Annotated in this window: 17 protein-coding genes and 2 pseudogenes; 2 read left to right on the top strand and 17 right to left on the bottom strand. The window is 57.5% G+C overall.

Going from position 1 to position 18,248, the window contains the following annotated elements:
- Positions 1 to 130: 130 nt before the first annotated feature.
- A complete protein-coding gene (locus ASC96_RS07500) occupies positions 131 to 1,024 on the bottom strand; it encodes a LysR substrate-binding domain-containing protein (RefSeq protein WP_060502415.1) in 894 nt (297 codons plus the stop codon).
- Positions 1,025 to 1,145: 121 nt separating this feature from the next.
- Between ASC96_RS07500 and ASC96_RS07495 the strand changes: the two genes are divergently transcribed.
- Positions 1,146 to 1,775 (top strand): hydrolase, encoded by a 630-nt coding sequence (locus ASC96_RS07495; RefSeq protein WP_244481933.1) that lies wholly within the window; start codon positions 1,146 to 1,148, stop codon positions 1,773 to 1,775.
- Positions 1,776 to 1,949: 174 nt separating this feature from the next.
- Here the strand turns inward: ASC96_RS07495 and ASC96_RS07490 are convergent, their stop codons facing one another.
- The 8 genes from ASC96_RS07490 to ASC96_RS07455 all read right to left on the bottom strand — a co-directional run bounded on the left by ASC96_RS07490 (position 1,950) and on the right by ASC96_RS07455 (position 10,320).
- Entirely contained in the window at positions 1,950 to 2,960 is a 1,011-nt protein-coding gene (locus ASC96_RS07490; RefSeq protein WP_060502413.1) for a sugar ABC transporter substrate-binding protein, read from the bottom strand.
- A 342-nt stretch (positions 2,961 to 3,302) separates the two neighbouring features.
- Positions 3,303 to 4,316 (bottom strand): ABC transporter permease, encoded by a 1,014-nt coding sequence (locus ASC96_RS07485; RefSeq protein WP_082511979.1) that lies wholly within the window; start codon positions 4,314 to 4,316, stop codon positions 3,303 to 3,305.
- Positions 4,313 to 5,830, bottom strand: a complete 1,518-nt coding sequence (locus tag ASC96_RS07480) for a sugar ABC transporter ATP-binding protein (protein WP_060502411.1) — start codon at positions 5,828 to 5,830, stop codon at positions 4,313 to 4,315. The genes ASC96_RS07485 and ASC96_RS07480 overlap by 4 nt, the downstream gene beginning before the upstream one ends.
- A gap of 766 nt (positions 5,831 to 6,596) precedes the next feature.
- A complete protein-coding gene (locus ASC96_RS07475) occupies positions 6,597 to 7,643 on the bottom strand; it encodes a helix-turn-helix transcriptional regulator (RefSeq protein WP_162246333.1) in 1,047 nt (348 codons plus the stop codon).
- 92 nt (positions 7,644 to 7,735) lie between these two features.
- Positions 7,736 to 8,455, bottom strand: coding sequence for a ribonuclease activity regulator RraA (locus ASC96_RS07470; protein WP_060502409.1), 720 nt, complete (start codon positions 8,453 to 8,455; stop codon positions 7,736 to 7,738).
- The gene (locus tag ASC96_RS07465; protein WP_060502408.1) at positions 8,442 to 8,858 is read right to left on the bottom strand and encodes a RidA family protein; all 417 of its coding nucleotides are present in this window, start codon (positions 8,856 to 8,858) and stop codon (positions 8,442 to 8,444) included. The genes ASC96_RS07470 and ASC96_RS07465 overlap by 14 nt, the downstream gene beginning before the upstream one ends.
- 37 nt (positions 8,859 to 8,895) lie before the next feature.
- Positions 8,896 to 9,312 carry a cupin domain-containing protein gene (locus ASC96_RS07460; RefSeq protein ID WP_060502407.1) on the bottom strand — a complete coding sequence of 139 codons (417 nt, stop codon included), beginning with the start codon at positions 9,310 to 9,312 and terminating at the stop codon, positions 8,896 to 8,898.
- 66 nt (positions 9,313 to 9,378) lie between these two features.
- Positions 9,379 to 10,320, bottom strand: coding sequence for a VOC family protein (locus ASC96_RS07455; RefSeq protein ID WP_060502406.1), 942 nt, complete (start codon positions 10,318 to 10,320; stop codon positions 9,379 to 9,381).
- A 197-nt stretch (positions 10,321 to 10,517) separates the two neighbouring features.
- On the opposite strand from ASC96_RS07455, the gene ASC96_RS07450 reads away from it, so the two are divergent.
- Complete coding sequence (locus ASC96_RS07450) at positions 10,518 to 12,068, top strand: NAD(P)/FAD-dependent oxidoreductase (protein ID WP_060502405.1); 1,551 nt, start codon at positions 10,518 to 10,520, stop codon at positions 12,066 to 12,068.
- A 157-nt stretch (positions 12,069 to 12,225) separates the two neighbouring features.
- On the opposite strand, the gene ASC96_RS07445 is transcribed toward ASC96_RS07450, so the two are convergent.
- The 8 genes and pseudogenes from ASC96_RS07445 to ASC96_RS07420 all read right to left on the bottom strand — a co-directional run bounded on the left by ASC96_RS07445 (position 12,226) and on the right by ASC96_RS07420 (position 18,244).
- Positions 12,226 to 13,629, bottom strand: coding sequence for a DUF4360 domain-containing protein (locus tag ASC96_RS07445; RefSeq protein ID WP_082511978.1), 1,404 nt, complete (start codon positions 13,627 to 13,629; stop codon positions 12,226 to 12,228).
- 63 nt (positions 13,630 to 13,692) lie between these two features.
- A complete protein-coding gene (locus ASC96_RS07440) occupies positions 13,693 to 14,283 on the bottom strand; it encodes a DUF4360 domain-containing protein (RefSeq protein WP_060502403.1) in 591 nt (196 codons plus the stop codon).
- Between the two features lie 673 nt (positions 14,284 to 14,956).
- Complete coding sequence (locus ASC96_RS07435) at positions 14,957 to 15,478, bottom strand: DNA starvation/stationary phase protection protein (RefSeq protein ID WP_060502402.1); 522 nt, start codon at positions 15,476 to 15,478, stop codon at positions 14,957 to 14,959.
- A 37-nt stretch (positions 15,479 to 15,515) separates the two neighbouring features.
- The gene (locus ASC96_RS07430; RefSeq protein WP_156393915.1) at positions 15,516 to 15,698 is read right to left on the bottom strand and encodes a hypothetical protein; all 183 of its coding nucleotides are present in this window, start codon (positions 15,696 to 15,698) and stop codon (positions 15,516 to 15,518) included.
- A gap of 462 nt (positions 15,699 to 16,160) precedes the next feature.
- A pseudogene (purU, locus tag ASC96_RS33745) lies at positions 16,161 to 16,383 on the bottom strand (formyltetrahydrofolate deformylase); the annotation flags it as partial.
- A gap of 1 nt (position 16,384) precedes the next feature.
- Positions 16,385 to 17,076 (bottom strand): annotated as a pseudogene (locus ASC96_RS07425) (formyltetrahydrofolate deformylase); the annotation flags it as partial.
- 1 nt (position 17,077) lies between these two features.
- A partial coding sequence (locus ASC96_RS33740; RefSeq protein WP_348270794.1) for an ACT domain-containing protein occupies positions 17,078 to 17,318 on the bottom strand: 241 nt, incomplete at its 3' end.
- Positions 17,319 to 17,452: 134 nt separating this feature from the next.
- Positions 17,453 to 18,244, bottom strand: a complete 792-nt coding sequence (locus ASC96_RS07420; RefSeq protein WP_060502400.1) for a 3-methyl-2-oxobutanoate hydroxymethyltransferase — start codon at positions 18,242 to 18,244, stop codon at positions 17,453 to 17,455.
- Positions 18,245 to 18,248 lie beyond the last annotated feature (4 nt).

Genomic DNA, 18,248 nt, shown 5'->3' with positions numbered 1-18,248 from the left:
GGTATCACTGCCGCAGCCTGTGTGCTGACGGCATGTCTGGATGGTGGACATTTGTTCAGCACAGGGAGGTCTTTACCTTCTCAAGCCGATGTGCGCGGAATGCCGTGGTTGCCTTACAACTTATTCGCGATCACGCCTTGAGCGCCGCAGCAAGATAGTCGACGAAGCTTCTGACGGCCGGCGACAGACCGCGCCGCGACGGAAAAACGGCGTGCACGATACCGCTCTTCAGATGCCAGTCAGGCAAGATCCGCTCGAGCTCGCCGGACGCGATCTGGTCGGTGACGAGATAATCCGCAAGCTGTACAACCCCAACGCCATCGATGGCGGCCTGGCGGAGCGCGTACATATCGTCGGCCACATAGCGCGGCTCGAAGAGGATACTCTGTTGCTCTTTGGTTGAATCTTGCAGTTCCCAGACATGCTTCGACGAACTTCGCACCAGATCCATCCCGGGTAGAGGGGAAAGTTCATCGGGTGTCGAAGGCCTGCCGAAGCGGGAAAGAAGGGCCGGGCTTGCCACCAGGATCTGTTGGCTGTCGGCAAGCCGTCTCATCACCAGCCCTTCATTTTCGAGCGGTGGAAACCGCACACGAAGCGCCACATCCACCCCCTCTTCGATCACGTCGACCCGACGATTGGTCGCTGACAGTTGAATGCGAACGAGCGGAAACTCCATCAGGAAGCGCGAGACGATTGGTGACACTAGGCTGATCATCAATGAAACGGGACATGTAACCCTGATGAGGCCGCGCGGTTCGGTGCGATTGTTCTCAACGGCCTCTTGAGCTGCTTCGGCCTCGGAGATCACTGCGACGCAGTGCCGATAGTAGACTGCGCCGATTTCGGTCATCGCGAATTGGCGCGTCGTCCGTTGCAGCAGCCGGCTACCAAGACGCTCCTCCAACAACGTGATCCGTCGGCTGAGCGTCGACTTCGGAACTCCGAGGGCACGGCCGGCAGCGGCGAAGCCACGGTGCTCGACAACACGGGCGTAATAGAAAAGGTCGTTGAGATCATACATGGCATTGTTCCATTTTTGGAACGAATAGTACCGAAACACCCGTCTTTCGGCAATGTCGTCTCAGTAGTATCTCTTCAGTGCATCGAGACAATCATCTCGTTTCACAAAAGGAGACATGAGAATGGCCAAAAGTTCGCTGCTTACCCCCGACGATCACGCGCTTCTGCTGATCGATCATCAGTATCTTCAGCTGCTTGCTGTGCGCTCGCACACCAACGAAGCGATCGTCAACAATACGACCTTCCTGGCGAAGGCTGCGAAGATCTTCAACGTTCCGACGCTGCTGACCACCGCGTTTGCCGAGCGGCAGGAACTGTTTCAGGAGGTCCAGGCGGTCTTCCCGGACCAAAAGCCGATTGACCGCACCGGGCTCAACTCCTGGGACGATCAGCGCGTGCTCGACTGGGTCAAGAAGACAGGCAAGAAGAAGCTGGTTATGGCGGGCCTCTGGACCGAGGTTTGCCTGAGCATGCCGGTGATCGATGCATTGGCTGATGGATATGAAGTCTACATCGTCACCGACGCTTCCGGCGGCGGTAGCACGGAAGGTCATGAACGCGGCGTTCAGCGCATGGTTCAGGCCGGCGCGCAGCCCCTGACCACAGTCGCCTATGTTTCCGAACTGCAGCGCGACTGGGCACGCCCGACCGCCGACGATATCGCCAAGCTTTTTGCCGAGCATGGCGGCGGTTTTGGCCAGGGTTTGCGTTGGGAGTGGCAGCTTCTGGGTCTCAAGGAAGGCACACGATAAAGTAGCGCTTTCGGCCACGGGTTTTGATGCCCGTGGCCGGCAATCAGCTGTTGTTTCGGCATTCGATTGATCCAGACGTGATATCGCCACCTACGCCGATAAAATCACAAACGTGCCCTGACACAGTAAACCCCGGGTCGCGTGGCGATCCGGGGTTGTCCTGTCATTGCCCTATCAGTTTGTCTGAACGCCCCACTGAGCCTCGAACTTGTCGGCATTTTCCCGCGTAACAACGGGGCCGACGGGGCTGATTTCCGGAACTGAAACAGCGGACTTTTCGATCGCCTTTCCATTGACTGCGTCAATTGCCATATTGACGGCAATTTCCGCATCGGTCTGAGGCAGGGACACCTTGCTGCCGAACCATCTGCCGGCACGGATGCGTTCAACACCGATGTAGCTGGCACCAGAGCCGATCAACGCCACCTTGCCTTTCAGCGGCGTATCGCTGACGGCCTGCTCGACACCGATGATGGTATCATCGTCATTGGCGAAGATGACGTGGATGTCCTGGTTGGCCACCAGAATATCCCGCGCAACCCGGAGACCACCATCGGCGCTGTAGTCGGATGCACCCGACGCGACCAGCTTGATGGTGGGGTTTTCCGCATAAAGCCGGTTGATCTCTTTCAGCTTGGCCGCATCATAGGCTGCCGCTCGGCTGCCGATAATGTAGACAGTGTTGCATGGGTCCTTTCCCTCGCAGGCCTTCTTGACCATCGAGAAGGATGCCTCTGCGTCGTCCGGCTCTGGAAACAGGACGGAGCCGGTGAGCCCTTCGACCTGCGGCTCGATCGTGAACTGCGGACCGAGAGGACTATCTAGGGCAACCACCTTGATACCGGCAGAAATGGCCTGTCGCACGCAGGGCAGGATGCCGGCGCCATCGACAGGATAGATGACGAAAGCGTTGTAGCGGCCTGTGGTGATGGCGTCCTGGCACTGTGAAAATTGCTTGGACGGATCGAAGTCGCCGGACAGGACATTGATTGACGCACCTTTGGCGGTCGCGACTTCCGTTGCCTTTTCGGCACTCGCCTGATTGTAGCTTGTATTGCCTTGCAGGAAGTAGGCGATACGGGCGTCCTTGCCTTCCTGGGCGACAACGGTACCGGCAGCAGATAACGCCAGCGCGAACGAAAGAGCGCCGATCGTTGAAGGGGCAAGGCGTCTGGATACAAACATATTGAACTCCTTTGCTGTCCCCTCGAAGACTTTTCATTCGAGGGATTGGGTTGAGTTTGACAAGAACGCCGAATGTCCTGCGGTCGCGAGTGCATTCGAAATTCATCGGCGTCTTCACGCTGGACTTTGCTTGTTCGGCCCCGTGTTTGGACCACGTGTTACCAAAGAAAAGTGTGGCGCAAAAATTAATTCCGGTTCCGGTGGTGCAGCCGGCATCTTCGTCGTGGGATATGAGCGAACGCACTGCGTTTCCTCAACGCAGCAGCCCACATCGAGCCGGTGATGTTGTTGTCGCCGGCGGATGCATTCGGGATCGAGAAATGTGTTACGTACTCCCGCTCTTTAGCGGGAGCGCCTGCGGGCCAGTGCATCCAGTCCGACCGCGAGCAGGATAATCACGCCGGTCAGAATCTGCTGGTACAGCGTGTCCAGGCCAAGAAGATTGAAGCCGTTGCCGATCATGGCCAGCAGAAGCACCCCGAGAACCGTTCGCCAGATGGCTCCCCGGCCACCGACAAGGGATGTCCCGCCGACAAGAATTGCCGCCCAGACGCTGGATTCTATCCCGGCATTCATGTTCGGCTGCGCCGCACCCGTCCGGCTTGCGACCAAGGCCGCGGCGAGCCCTGCCGCCAACCCTGAAAGCACGTAGGTGAAGATGATCACCCGGTTTGTCGAAATGCCCGACAACAGCGCGGCCTCGATGTTGGCGCCCGTGGCGCGGATGTGCCGTCCGATCGTCATCCAGTTCAGAATGAAACCACAGATCAGGGCAAAAGCGATGAGAATGTAGACGGAATAGTTGAAGCCCAAAAGCTTGTCTGTACCAAGCCGTTGAAAGGTCGCATCCGATACGGCAACCAGGAAGCCACCGCTCAAAACAGTGGCGAACCCCTTGAAAACGATGGCGCTGGCGATCGTCGCTACGAAGTGGTTGATGCGGAATGTTGTCGTCAATACGCCATTGAACAAGCCGAGCGTACCGCCTGCGGCAATGCCCACGGCGATGCCGGTCGCTGGCCCGTGGCTGTTGGCAACGAGCGCTGCGGAAACGGCAGAGACGGCAAAAATCGAACCGACAGAAAGATCGAAGCCGCCGACAAGGATCACCAGGGTGCCGGCACAGGCCATCAACCCGATGGGGGCCCATTGATCGATGACGTTGCCGAGGTTGAGCCGTGTCAGGAAAACATCCGAGGACAAGGCAAGCAGGATGAACAAGACGAGCGTAGCGAAGACGATGCCGTAGTCTCTCAATCCCTCCATCTTGAAACGACTGGTACCGGGCTTCAGGGGTGCCCCTGTACCTCCCTGTTGCAATCCTGATTTCGAAGCGAGTGCGACGGTGGTGTTCATGCGACGGTCCTATTCCTTGAGTCCGCGGCTGTGCCAAACGCGGCCGCCAGTATTTGTTCCTGTGTTACTGTCTCCGCTTCGAATTCAGCGACGATCTGTCCTGATCGCATGGCAAGGACACGATCGGACAAGCCGATGACTTCCTCCAGTTCGCTTGAAATCAGAAGGACGGCCATGCTTTCCGCTGCGAGGTCGCGAATGAGCGCGTAGATTCCGTGTTTGGCGCCGACATCGACACCGCGTGTAGGCTCGTCAGCGATCAGCAGCTTTGGCCCGCGAAAAAGCCATTTTGCAAAGAGCGCCTTCTGTTGGTTGCCCCCCGATAGACTTGAGATCGGCGCCTCTGCATTCGCGGCTCTGATATCGAGCTTTTTCATCAGGGCATCGACAGCTGAACGCTCGCGCTTGCGGCCCACGACGCCGGCCGTGGTTACGTCCGTGAGATAGGCGAGAGAAATGTTCTCACGGATCGACCGTCCCATGAGAAGACCTTCCGTCTTGCGGCTTTCCGGAAGAAAGGCAATGCCGGCATCGATGGCAGCAGCCGTTTGAGGGGCCACCAGCTGTCCTTCGATGCGGACTTCGCCTGAACTGCGCTTGTCGCGTCCAAAAATAGCGCGCGCGATCTCGCTGCGGCCGCTTCCTACAAGCCCTGCCAACCCGACGATTTCGCCGGCGCGGACATCCAGATTGATATCCTGGAGTAATGTCGGCGTACACAATCCCCGCACGGAGAGAATGACCTTGTTGCCGTCGATGGTGTTTTTGGGCGGGTATCGCAAATCGGAGGATCGCCCAAGCATGCCGCTCACAAGCGTTTCCGCCGTCTCGAGGGCTGCTGGCCCGCTGCGAATGAGCTGACCATCGCGCAGAATGCTGACGCTGTCGGCCAATTCCAGGACTTCATCCAGGAAATGCGACACGTAGATGATCGTCGTTCCCTTATCGCGCAGGGCTTTTACGAGCGCGCGCAGCCGCCGGGCTTCATCGATCGTCAGAGGTGCCGTCGGTTCGTCCATGACGATGACGTCGGCGCGTCTGGCGATAGAGCGAAGAATCTCGACCTTCTGCTGGTCTGCGATCGGCAGGTCCGCGACTTTTTGATCGGGGTCCATATGGAAACCCGTCTCCTGGGTCAGCAGATGGAAGCGCCTTCTAAGCTCCTTGGTATGAACAATCCCGGCCGTGTGGATCTCGGAGCCAAGAAACACATTGTCCATGATCGAGAGGGATGGTGCGAGGGATATCTCCTGCTCCAGCAGGGCGATGCCACCGCGCAATGCGTCGCGCGGTGATTTGAAACGGACGATCTGTCCGTTCAGAAGCAGGTTGCCCTCATCAAGCCGGCAAACCCCCGCAAGGACTTTCCCAAGGGTCGATTTTCCCGCTCCGTTTTCGCCCACCAGAGCGTGAACCTCCCCTCTTTTGACTTGAACGTCCACGCCTTTGAGAGCGGTAACTCCGCCAAACCGCTTCACGGCACCTTTGACGGCGACAATAATATCCTCGCTCATGGGCAGTTCGCCCGGGTACAGTCGCTCGCTGCGGCGTGTACAACGGTCAACGAACACTGGCCATGCAGCCTGGAAAACCGGAAAAGTCTGGCTTTATAGACAGAAGATTTTCGCGCTGTTTGATTCAATGTAGTCCTCCCCCCGTTGCCGCCGCATCACTTGCTGCGTTGCAGCGGCGACACTTATTTGTTCTTTTGATATTTCAAGCTATCTTTTTGTGCATCCCTGTCAACGTGTGTTTCTGTAAATATAGATATATATTTGTAAGTTTTATCTGAGTTAAAGTATGGAAAATCGATCGACATTGCCACAATCTCCAAAGGATGTATCATCCATTGAAAATCGGTTACGCCGCCTACTGATGATGATATACTAAATTTCGGCGCAGATATGTGTGGTGATATCTATGGTATGTCGAAATTATACCTTGATCGCGGTTTTGATGACGCGACGTCAAGCTGGAAAACAAATAGCATCAAGTTTTTCAGGTCTGCTTAGTCACGAAAATTTCGATCGTGACAATCCCAGGCGGCACGCAAGGCAGCATTCTGGAAATCATTGGTTCACCCTCGTTTTTTATCCGTCATGCTCTCTTTAGTTGGAGCTGATCGTCATCATGCAATGAAGATGGCAGAATGCTTGTCCCAAATTTCACTAATGGCGTATTTTCCTGGAGCAACAGTTCTGCGCATTTTAAGAGAAGCAGGAAGGGCTACAGCAAGGGACTGCAGAGAAGATGTAGCCGCCGTCTGACCCGCCTCGTGTTTCAGGCCACTCGGGCCTCCCCGATGAGAGAGTTCAGAAACATCGCAAACAGTTCCCGCTCTGCGGAGATATAGAGTTTGTCGTAGATCCGCTTGCGATGATTGCGAATGGTGCCGACGCCGATATCCAGAACTTCGGAGATTTTTTCGTTAGAATTGCCCCACAGAATAAGGCGTACCATCTCCCGTTCCCGTGGCGTCCAGACGACAGGCTCAAACTCGCTGATCGCCTTTTCGATGTCCAGTGGGGTCGCGACACTCTGGCTATGCTCGAATGTGATGACCTTGAGATTCCGGCCCCAAAGATCGGGAAAATCCATGCAATCGACGTGAAATGTTCCAAAATCCATTTTGGTCGATCGCCGCTCGCCTGTTGCACGCACGGTTTCGGCGGCTCGGGCAAAGCTGGGAAACTGCCGCTTGGCAGCACGCCATTGCTCGGATTCGTAGAGGGTTCGGTGGTGCATATCCAGGATCTGCACCGCAGCAGGCAATTGCAGCAACGAATCCTTCGCTGCCGGGGCTCCCAGCCAGGCCTGTGTCATCAGTGACTTGATGTGGACCTCATGAAGCGACCGGATGATCGGATAGATCTCCTGCAACCGGACACTTTCCTCATGATTGAAGCGCTCCTCGCGCTCCAGAAACATCGTGATGCTGTTTCCACCATAGGCTGGCAGAAACATTGCGATCACGTCCATATCCCCGAGAAATGGCTTTAGGGCGGAATAGAAATCGTCCTTGGCCTGATGACTGGGAAGGTTTTCTGCCGTCACTACGCCGGGGGCCCGATAGCTGGTCCAGTACCGAAACCACGGGTCCATTTTATAGAAGCCGCCGTCATAGAGCTTGTTGACCATGTCCAGATCCACAAGGGTCCGGATCTCCACGCGCTTGGCACAGTGAAGAAGAGCGGGTGGCGCAAAAGGCGAATAGCGGACCACCCATTCGACGTCCACCGGTACCTTGCTTTTGGCAAAATCGATCAGCTGGCGGTAGAAATCGGCTGTTGCAACGGCCTCAAGTGGCCCCTGGAGTTCTTCGTACATGCCCATCTCGATCTGGAGCCGATGCTCGGCGGCGTTGCAGGGGACTGACACATCTGCTCTAGCATAGCTGTGGCGACGAGCAGCGAACATTTCTATCCTCTTTCCCCGTGCTGTTCCCAGAGGATATATTCCTCGCGCGATTCGGCGGTTGCAGGATAAAGGCCGAGAATACTACGCCCTTTGACAACCTGCTCAGTCGCGAACGTCTCGTATCGCGTCATTCCAATGGCTTTTTCTGCAACTTCGCTGGCAAGGTGGGCTGGTATAACGATGATGCCGTCAGCGTCGCCGACGATAATGTCACCCGGATAGACGGCGACCCCGCCACACCCGATCGGTTGCTGGACGTCTACCGGCGAGAGGCAGATCGGTGTTGACCGCGCCGCGGGTGCCTGGTGAAAGGCGGGATAATCCAGCTGCCTGATATCGGGCGTGTCGCGAAATCCGCCGTCGGTGACGACACCGGCAACACCGCGCGCTTTTAACCGCGTGACCATGATGTCACCGGCAGAACCGGCCTCGGCTCGACGCCCGCTGTCGATGACCAGCACGCTCCCCGCCGGACATTCCTCTATCGCCCTGCGGTGGAGAAAGTCCGGGCGGGAATAGTTGGCCATGCTGTCCAGATCCTCCCGCGAGGGGATAAATCTGAGCGTATAAGCTTCCCCGACCACACGTGTCACATTGGGGTTGAGCGGCCGTACATCCTGCATGACGCAGTTGCGGAGCCCGTATTGAAAGAGACAGGTCGCCAGTGTGGCGACGCTGACCTGCCCAAGCCTTCGGCGGCTCTCTTCGTCAAGGCGCGACATGTGCCTCAACCTCTTGCAGGTGGCCGATGGCCTCTATTTCGATCAGGATTTCAGGCTTGGCGAGCGAACTCACTTCGACGAGTGAACAGGCCGGGAAGTTGCCGCTGAAAAACTCCTTTCGCGCCCGCCAGACATGGGCGCGCTGATCGATCCGCGTGACAAATATCGTCAACTTGACGATGTCGGCCATCTGCCCGCCTGCGGCTTCGATAAGTCCCTTGATTTTTGAAAGTACGGCTTTCGTCTGTTCGTACTCGTTGTCACCGCTGACCGCTTCGGGATCGGTCAGCGAGCGGGCGGTCATTCCTGAAATATAGACAACATTGTTGGCGACCAGGCAGTTGGACCAGAGATCGGCGGCCGGTTCCGGTGCCAGCGGAGATGTCACGCGACGGAAATTCATGGGGTACCCTCATTAAACGCGTATCTTGGGTGGTTGGTCAGACGGTGCCGTTTTCGGAAACTTTTGCGAGAAAACCCTGAATGGTATCATCGCGGTGAAATACCGGCTTCTCGTAGTAATGCGGGCCGTCATAGACCTCGAGCAGAACAGACTTCTTGCGGGCTATGGTCGGGCCGTGCGGGTGATCCTTGGGGTTCATGTAGAAATCGCCCGGGCGTAGCGTCAGATCGCTGCTCGTGTAGGCGTACTCCCCCTCCAGACAATACATGAACTGGTTGGAGGCGTGAGAATGCTTGATCGGCACCCCGCCGCCTTCATTGAATTCCAAAAGGGCAATGGATGCGCCGGTGCTTTCGTTCTTGTAGAGAAAATACTGGCGAAAACCGTAGTCCGGGAAATCCAGCCATTTGGCTTCATCGATCTTGGCGGCTTGTAGCAAAACTTCGAGAGTCATGTTTGCGTCCTCAGCTGTTTGATGGAGCAGCGGCAGCGCCGCTGCTCGTGATAAGCGGTTGCGCTGTCAGGCAAAGAACTGTGGTGGAGGGGCCATGCCCCACTGGGTCGTTTCTTCCGCTCCGCCGACGAAACGTGTCGGCTGATACTCATCATTGATGATGTCGGAATCGGTATAATGCTCGATGCGGTTGCCGAAGGGGTCGGTCCAGTAGTCATAGATCAGGCTGCCGAGGTAGTGGCGTCCGACGCCGGCGTCGAGCGACCAGTCGCGTGTGCGCAGAAATTCGTGGGCAGCGAAGACGGCGTCCATATCGAGCACCTCGAAGGAGGCGTGATGGCAGCCGGCATTGATCGATTCATTGACCAGGATGCAGTGATGCTCGACGAAGTCTGCCCCATGATCCATGCGGAGAAATGCGCCGACCACTTTCGGCTCAGGGTCTCCCGGTATGCAGATATAGTCGGATGCGGCCATTTCGAGATGCTTGAGGAACCAGGCCGTTTCCGCGGCTCCATCCTCGACCCACAGGGCGCAATGGCCAAGGCGGAGGACCGGTGTCGCCTCTGCTCGCTGGCGCACGGGGCGGTTCTTGCGCGGTTGAGTATCGGAAATGTTCAACGGAAATGTCTGGCGGGTCTGCAATGCCGCTACGGGAGCAATGCCGTGGACAAGGTCAATGACCTGCTTGCCGGGGCTGACCAGCCGGACACGCTCGCCGCCGCCCGGTGCGTTCAATTTTTCAATCTTGGAAGCGCCGGCGATTGCCGAGGCAACTTCAAGATCGCCCCGGGTCTGAACTTGGAATGCAAGCGAGATATATTCAGGTTTCGCTCTTTTCTCTGCAACATAGAGGTAGGGATCAGTACCGGCGCCCCGCATGTAGAGGACATCATTCGTCTTGTGGCTGGTTTGGAGGCCAAAGTCTGTCAGGAAACTTTCAAGCTTGTTCAGATCGTCAACCGCATAAGTCACATAAGCCAGGTGTTTCAGCTTGACGCGCGTCATTCTTATCTCCTGCCATCGAGGCGTTAAATGCACAAAAAAGTTACATGATATTTCACGAATGATGGCACTGATGTTCCACCGGTAGCCCGATGAAATTAGGCCAACGAAAATCCGGGCACTTGTCGAAAATGAGACTAGCGACTTGTTTTTCTGCGTTGCTGTTTGTGCGGTGAAGACAACCGGACACGGAGCGTGCGATGAGTGATTTCGATGTAATTATTGCCGGCGGTAGCCACAACGGTCTCGCCTGCGCCAGCATGCTTGCCGTGAAAGGCCTCAAGGTACTTGTGCTTGAAAAGAACGAGTGGGTGGGAGGTGGAGCCGTAACGCAGGAGATCGTCGCGCCGGGGTTCAAACATGATCTCTTCAGTTCTTCTCATATTTTCATCCACATGAACCCCGATTTCAACCAGCACCTGCGGCCTGAACTGGAAAAGTTCGGCCTGAAGTATCTCTGGGGTGAAGACAAGATAACCGGCCATCCGTTTGCCGATGGGCCGGGCGTTGTGGTCTACAAGGATGTTGAGAGGACCTGCGACAGCATCGCGCAGTATAGCAGGGCGGATGCTGCCACCTACCGCAAGATCGTCGACGACTTCGCCGAGATCCGGGACGGGTTCATCCGGGGAGTCTTTTCACCGCCAAACCTCCCGAGCCTGCAGCCCGCCGCAATGGAACGCAGCCCGGAAGGGCTTCGCCGATTGAGAGAATTCAATCTCAGTGCCAGGGCTTTTGTCGAAGAGAAGTTCGAGAATGATGCGATCCGCGCGCTGATCCTCGGATGGTCGCTTGCGCCTCACACTCGCCCGGATCAGGAAGGAATGGGGGCTGGATTCTACGTCATGGTGCCATCGGTTCATCATTACGGGCAAGCCATTCCGGAAGGTGGAAGCCAGCAACTGCCTCTGTCGATGTGCCGGCTGATTGAATCCCGCGGCGGCATGATCGTCACCGGCGCAGACATTGCAAAGTTCATCATCTCGGACGGCAGATGCAAAGGCGTGCGCACGGCTGATGGCAACGATTATATCGCCAAGCATGGCGTCGTCACGGCCCTTGATCCAACCCAGACATTCCTGCGCCTGATCGACGAAGAGCATCTGACCGAGAACTTCAGAACCGCGGTCAGGCATTTCAGCTATTCAGACCACGGCATTGCGCGCATTCACCTGGCACTCAACGAACGGCCGCAATTCCGTGAAGAGAGCCTGGATGGCATCGCCTTTCATCGCTTCTTCGGCAGCGTCGACAAGATCAGGCATCAGTTTGCCGAAATCGAACTGGGGGAACTGCCGAGTGAGCCGAACCTGGTCTATGTCAACTGGACCATTCGCGACCCGAGCCGGGCACCGGCCGGCAAACATACCCTGTCGCTCGACACGGTCGTGCCGTCAAAGCTGCGATCGGGAAAGAAATGGGATGATGTGAAGGAGGCCTTTGGCGAGACGATGCTGAACGAGGTCCGCAAACATGTCACCAACCTCGACAGCGGCAATATCATCAACTCTGTCGTCCATACGCCCGAGGATCTCTTCCGCTACAATCGCTCGTTTGTGAATGGCAGCCCGACCGGCGGCGAGCGAACGCTCGCGCAATGGGGGGCTTTCCGCCCCTTCCCAGGCTATTCCCAGTACAAGTCCCCGATCAGGGGTCTCTATATGACAGGCCCGCATTGTCACCCCGGCAACGGGATTTCGGCGATGGGAACGATTACTGCCAATGTCCTGCTCAAGGATCTGGGAGTGTAGCTGGAAACTTTGACGTCAGCGATCTGATCCGGCCGCCATGGCATGGATCGCGTTTTGAACGGGTGGCGGCACGACCGGGATCGGCCGCCCACCCGCGTATTCTGTCCAACCGGTGCTGGTGAACAGCTTCCGGTTGGACGCTGTTCTTAGTTGATTGTTAGAACGAGGCCTTCAACTGCCCGCCGATATTCCAGTCGGGCTTGTCCTGCTCGCGGAATGTCGCAGACACGGATGTCTCGACCTTCCAGATTTCGTCGATCTTCCAGCCGACCCGGCCCCCCAGTGTTGCGAAGTCCTGGTCGTCGGCCGTGCCGGTGACATCGCCGACCCAATCCACCGAGGCTTTGGCGCCGTTCCTGCCCGCAAACGTCCGGCCAATGGCACCTGCAACGGTATAGTCCAGTTGCCCGCCGGTATCGTGGCTCCAGGCGATTTCGGCGCTCACGGTGTCGGCCTCGGAGCGGCCGCCCTTCACGGTTGCCGCAAAGACATTGGCGCCGGTTCCCGCTTCACGATAACCATCAAGATCCAGCCAGGACCGGGTGAACCGGGCAGAAAAGGCGATTTCATTGGCATCGTCGGGGGCATAGATTGCCCCGATACGTCCATAGGCACTGAACAGCGACCCGGACGCTGTCCCACCAGCAAAGACCATGTCGGTCATGTTCAAATAGCTGCGCGACAGGTTGGCCGATACCTTGGGCGAGCCCCAGGCGCCGGCCTCGCCGAATGCACGCCATTGCGCCTCCGCCGTGGTGTAACGCGCCGCACCGGCCAACAGAACAAGTGTATCGATGGAAACGCCGGTCCTGTTTGGGTTTACAACCGCTGCGCCACCGAGAAAGCTCACGCCATTTCCGGCGTTCCAGCGTCCGTTGAAACCGGCGGCGGCGTCGGAGCTCCCAAATGCGCTGAGGTAATTGCCGCTGTCAAACCGTTGCGATTGCCCAAGCAAATTTTGCGCGGTGTCCATCAGGTCAAGGACGATCGATTGCCTCTGGCGCGCCAGTTGGTCCGCCGAGTTCGTTACCGACTGTGCCGTCGTAAAACCCACCCGGGCGAAATCGATGGAATCGAGAAAAAGACCGGCCTCGGGGTCCGTCACATTCAAGGATCCCGTTGCACCGACGATAACCGCCAGTTCCAGCGTATCCGAGCCGGACACTCCGATCCGATTGCCGACGGAGACATCATCGTCGAGCGGGCCGGTGATCTGGTGGTTCAGAACGGTCTTGCCGTCCTGCTGCGTCACGATAGAGGCAGCCTGCCCGTCCTGTGTGGTGACAAAACCACGATAATCGACCTGATAGACCGTGTATCCGCCCGGATTGGTAACAGGAACGCTTAAGTTGCAGGTGCTTGTTGCGCGCGACGTTCCGGAACCGCCGCCCGCTGTTGCGGAGAAATCATCGAACAGGACGCTGGTCGCATTGCCATCCGGCGAATGGACGCTCGAAAAAGTGCCGTCAGCGCAGCCGTTCGCAGCATGCGCCGGTCCGGTGGCGGCGCTCAGCACTGCAAAGGCAAACAAGTTCACGGGTAGGTAAACTGGGGAACGCATGACAACTAACCCTCATAAAGAACAAGGGGCAGCATACTGGGGCTGCCCCGATCCGCTTCGATGTTAGCGGCAGGTGCGCCACTGAAGCTGGTAGACAATGGCAGCCTTGACGTCCTGCGTATCCACCGTTGCCATGGCTTCCTGATTTTTCGTGGTGTTGACGCGAATGCTGGAGTTCGTCCGCAAGTTCACATCCTCGCCGCAGGCCGACCAGATCAGTGAATTCGCCACGAGCTTGTTGGTAATGAGGTAGTCCTTCTCCTTTGGACCGGTGAACGTCTGGGTGAAGGCCGGGCCGCGGGCGCCGGCGAAGAAGTATTCGACGTTGAATTGCGAGCGTGCACCGCGCGGCAACTGATTGAAACCGCGATAGTCGATCGCCAGTACCGAGACGCTGCGTCCCTGCGGAACGTGGACTGGAATAGCGACATTGCAGGTCTTGCGATCAAACGATTTGCCTGTCTCGCCGCCGGCTTCCACGACATAGTTGTCAAACAGCAGGCTCAGGGCTTTGCCATCCGGGCTCAAAGTCGCCGATACGCTGTCGGAAGGGCAGCCGCTGCCGCCATAGCCTGGAATACCGAGCGAAATGTCGTCCGCATAAGCCGTAGAGGCAACGAAAAGGGATGCGAGTAAAATACCGATAGCCTTCATGTGATTTCCTCGGTGTTAAAAAAGCGAAGCGGCTGCTTCGCTTGAGAAATAGAGCCGCTGATCTGAACCTTCGATGAGCACTTCGTTCATCTGAAAGTCATCCAGCAAAGGCCCATGTGTAGGAAGGCTGGATTAATAAACTTTTAATCAAACACGACGGAAAAGGCGCGGTTGGAAGGCAAGATTGTGGCCGGGTGTTTTCGTCCGGTAGCGATCGTTCGCCTCACGGTTCAGCCGGGGTTCATTCATTCTGGCCTACTCTTGTCGAAATGCACAAAAGCAGGCGGAAGGCCCCGGGATGCGAAAAGCAACGACGATCTTCAGAGCTTTCGCCATAGCCGCAACGATTGGCTTGGTGACCACGAGCTGCTCGACAGCCAAGCCGGTCGGGATCGAAAGGTCTCATGCGCCTTCAGCGCAATTGTTGGAACACCAGCGCAAACAAAAGATCAGGTTTGAGGAAGGCCACTACAAACGGCTGTATCGCCCAAAAATCTGTCGCGATCGTGTAAACTGCGGAGCTTGAGCAGGCATCAACGCACGCGGTCGTAGGCGGCGGTATGGGTGCCCAAAGCCCAGCTTGGGGGACAGGATGTAGCCGGTGGCATCAGGCAAAGCGGCACCCTGGTGCCACCCTGCCTGTTGCAATCGCGATTCTACCTGTGCGTTTCGATCAGGAATTGCCCTTGCGGCTCGTCTCGAAGAGGAACCAGACGCGCTGTTCTGTTTCGTCTATCCAGTTTTCCAAGACGCTTGTGCCGGCGACATCGCCATGTTCGTCGCAAAGTGCGCGCGTTTCGCGCATGCTTGCCAGAAGGTCGGCATTATCGTCGCGCAACTCAGCCAGCATATCCTGCGGATCGACGTAATCGGCATCATTGTCTGCAATCCGCTGCAGCTTGCCGATATGGCCGATCGAGCGCAGCGTCGTGCCGCCGATCTTGCGGACGCGTTCTGCGAGCGGATCGGTCATGGCCAGAATCTGAGCTGCCTGATCGTCGAAGAGCAGGTGATAGTCGCGGAAATGCGGACCCGACATATGCCAGTGGAAGTTTTTCGTCTTCAGATAGAGGGCGAACACATCGGCGAGCAAGGCTCTCATCGCGGCGGAGATATCCCGGGTCGCGTCTTCCGAAAGGCCTGACGGCGTTCTCAGGGGGGCCATACGGCGCGTACGCGGTGTCTTCTCGGTCATGGCTGGTTTCTCCTTGTTTCGGATTCGAGAGGCTTGTTCAGCGGAGGCGTTGAGAAAGCGGATCGGTGGCGGTAATTAATCTCTCCAAAGGCGGTTTGAGAAAATCGTCCTGTCTGCGCCAGCCATTGTCTGGCAAAACGAGAAATTCCAGGTCGAGAGGTTCCGGCAGCGAGGCGAGCGAGTCGCGGAGGTGTTCGGGTTCGCTAGCGGCGGTTTTCATGGCCTTGTCCCGGTGCATTCATGCCTGGATTGTCTCAACCTTATATAGGCGCGGCTCCTGTTCTTGCAGGGGGGCTTGTAGGATTTTCCGCTTTCCGTCGCCGACTGCCGAGCGGGCACTGATCTGCAGCTTTTCTCAACTCTGCGTCAGAGAGCTACCCTTGCCTGCACTCGATCAGGCTGCCGTGCCACCGGATACGAACCGCGGGCTTGCGGGCATCGCTGCGGTGAAGCAGGATTGATGGCCCTCGCCGGCCTCCTCGCTCAGTCACGATTTCGACAGCGTGCCGAGCCTGCCAGCGCATCATCGCGCAAACTGCGGCTGCACAAGAACCCGAGCGCCGTCGCATAGCTGTTTTCAAAGGGAATAGGCTGACACGCACGCACTTTCGGGTTCCTGGAATGTGGTCACATACGGGATTCAGGATGGATGGGATCGATCATCAACTTGTGGAAATTGTAATCACCCCATGCGCTCGGAGGCATAGGATCCCGGGCTTGCCGGAAACACCACGGTGCGATTGCCGTTGATGAAGGTGCGGTGGTGGATATGGGCGTGCACGGCGCGCGCCAGAACCTGGCTCTCGACATCGCGGCCGATCGAGACATAGTCCTCGGCCGACTGCGCATGGGTGATGCGGGCGATGTCCTGCTCGATGATCGGGCCTTCGTCGAGATCGGCGGTANACATCGCGGCCGATCGAGACATAGTCCTCGGCCGACTGCGCATGGGTGATGCGGGCGATGTCCTGCTCGATGATCGGGCCTTCGTCGAGATCGGCGGTAACGTAATGCGCGGTGGCACCAATCAGCTTCACGCCGCGCTCATAGGCTTGCTTGTAGGGGTTGGCGCCCTTGAAGGACGGCAGGAACGAATGGTGGATGTTGATGATCTGCCCCGACATCTTCTGGCAGATGGCATCCGACAGGATCTGCATGTAGCGGGCAAGCACGATCAACTCGGTGCCGGTCTGCTCGACCACGTCCATCATCCGGGCTTCCGCCTGCGCCTTGTTGGCCTTGGTCACCGGGATATGATGGAACGGGATGTCGTGATTGACGACTACCTTCTGGTAATCGAAATGGTTGGAGACCACACCGACGATGTCGATCGGCAAAGCGCCGATCTTCCAGCGGTAGAGCAGATCGTTGAGGCAATGGCCGAAACGCGACACCATCAAAAGCACCTTCATCCGGTGCTCGGAATCACGGATATCGGCGTCCATGCCAAACCGGGTCTTCACCGCCTCGAACCCGGCCTTCAGCTTCTCAAGTGCAGCACCTTCCTGGCTGATGAAAGTCAGCCGCATGAAGAACAGGCCGGTTTCCATGTCGTCGAACTGCGAACTGTCGGTGATGTAACAGCCTTCGTCGGCCAGNCACGGATATCGGCGTCCATGCCAAACCGGGTCTTCACCGCCTCGAACCCGGTCTTCAGCTTCTCAAGCGCAGCGCCTTCCTGGCTGATGAAAGTCAGCCGCATGAAGAACAGGCCGGTTTCCATGTCGTCGAACTGCGAACTGTCGGTGATGTAACAGCCTTCGTCGGCCAGATAGCCGGTAATCGCCGCGACAATGCCACGGGTGGATTTGCACGATACGGTCAGAACGTAGTGTCGCATTGTCAATCTTGCTTTCGTTGAATGTTTCACGCCGGGCGGTGTTGCGGATTTTCTGGATGCGATATGGCGGATGCTACTGGGGCGGCCAACAGCAGGTACCGGCACCCTGTCTGCCGGGATGAGCGCCCGCGGCGTTAAGCCATCGACTGCAGGAACGCTTCCAGTTCCACCGGATCGATGCCCACCAAATGGGATTTGGCGGGATAGGCACCGGATTTCACATCGGCCACATATTCGGAGAAGGCGGCGATCCGCTCTTGCTGCAGCCTCTCGTACTCAGCGGCAAAGTTGCGATAGATCTTTGCGTGACGGGGGACATGCCCCTTGTTGGCACCGAGCACATCGTCGGCAAAGAGATATTGCGCATCGCAACCGGTGCCTGCGCCCATTGACAGCATCAGCATCGATGTGCGTTCACTGATTGCCGCTGCGACTTCGCCCGGAACGACCTCGATCTCTGCCGCAAATGCCCCTGCCTCTTCGAGTGCCTTGGTCTGGCGCCATATCTCCAGCGCACCGAGCGACGTCTTGCCAACAGCGCGAAAACCACCGGTCCAGGTGGCCTTGGACGGGATAAGCCCGACATGGCCGCAGACGGGGATGCCCTCGTCTCGCATGCGGCGCACCGTCTGAAGACCTGCTGCGCAATAAACGGCATCGCCGCCCGCTTTCAATGCCTGAAACGCGGCGCGGATATATTCATCCGCTGTTACAAGGTCACCATATTCCAGGCCGGGAAAGGCAAAGACGGAAGGGGCCGCCTCCCGAAAAGCCGCGCCGAGCAATGACGGCGGCACGGAGACGAGGTCTACCCCAGCCCTTTCCGCGGCATCTGCTTCCTTCAGTGTTTCGACGCGCAGCATGCTCAGCTGACGCTTTCCCTTTATCGACAGAAGATCGGCGACAGTCGGGCGGCGGTGTCTCATGACA

Origin of the sequence: Rhizobium sp. Root1204, assembly GCF_001424965.1 — a bacterium.
In the GTDB taxonomy this organism is placed as follows: Bacteria; Pseudomonadota; Alphaproteobacteria; order Rhizobiales; family Rhizobiaceae; genus Pararhizobium.
Note: the sequence above shows the minus strand (reverse complement) of the source record. Positions and strands in the feature narration are given on the sequence as shown.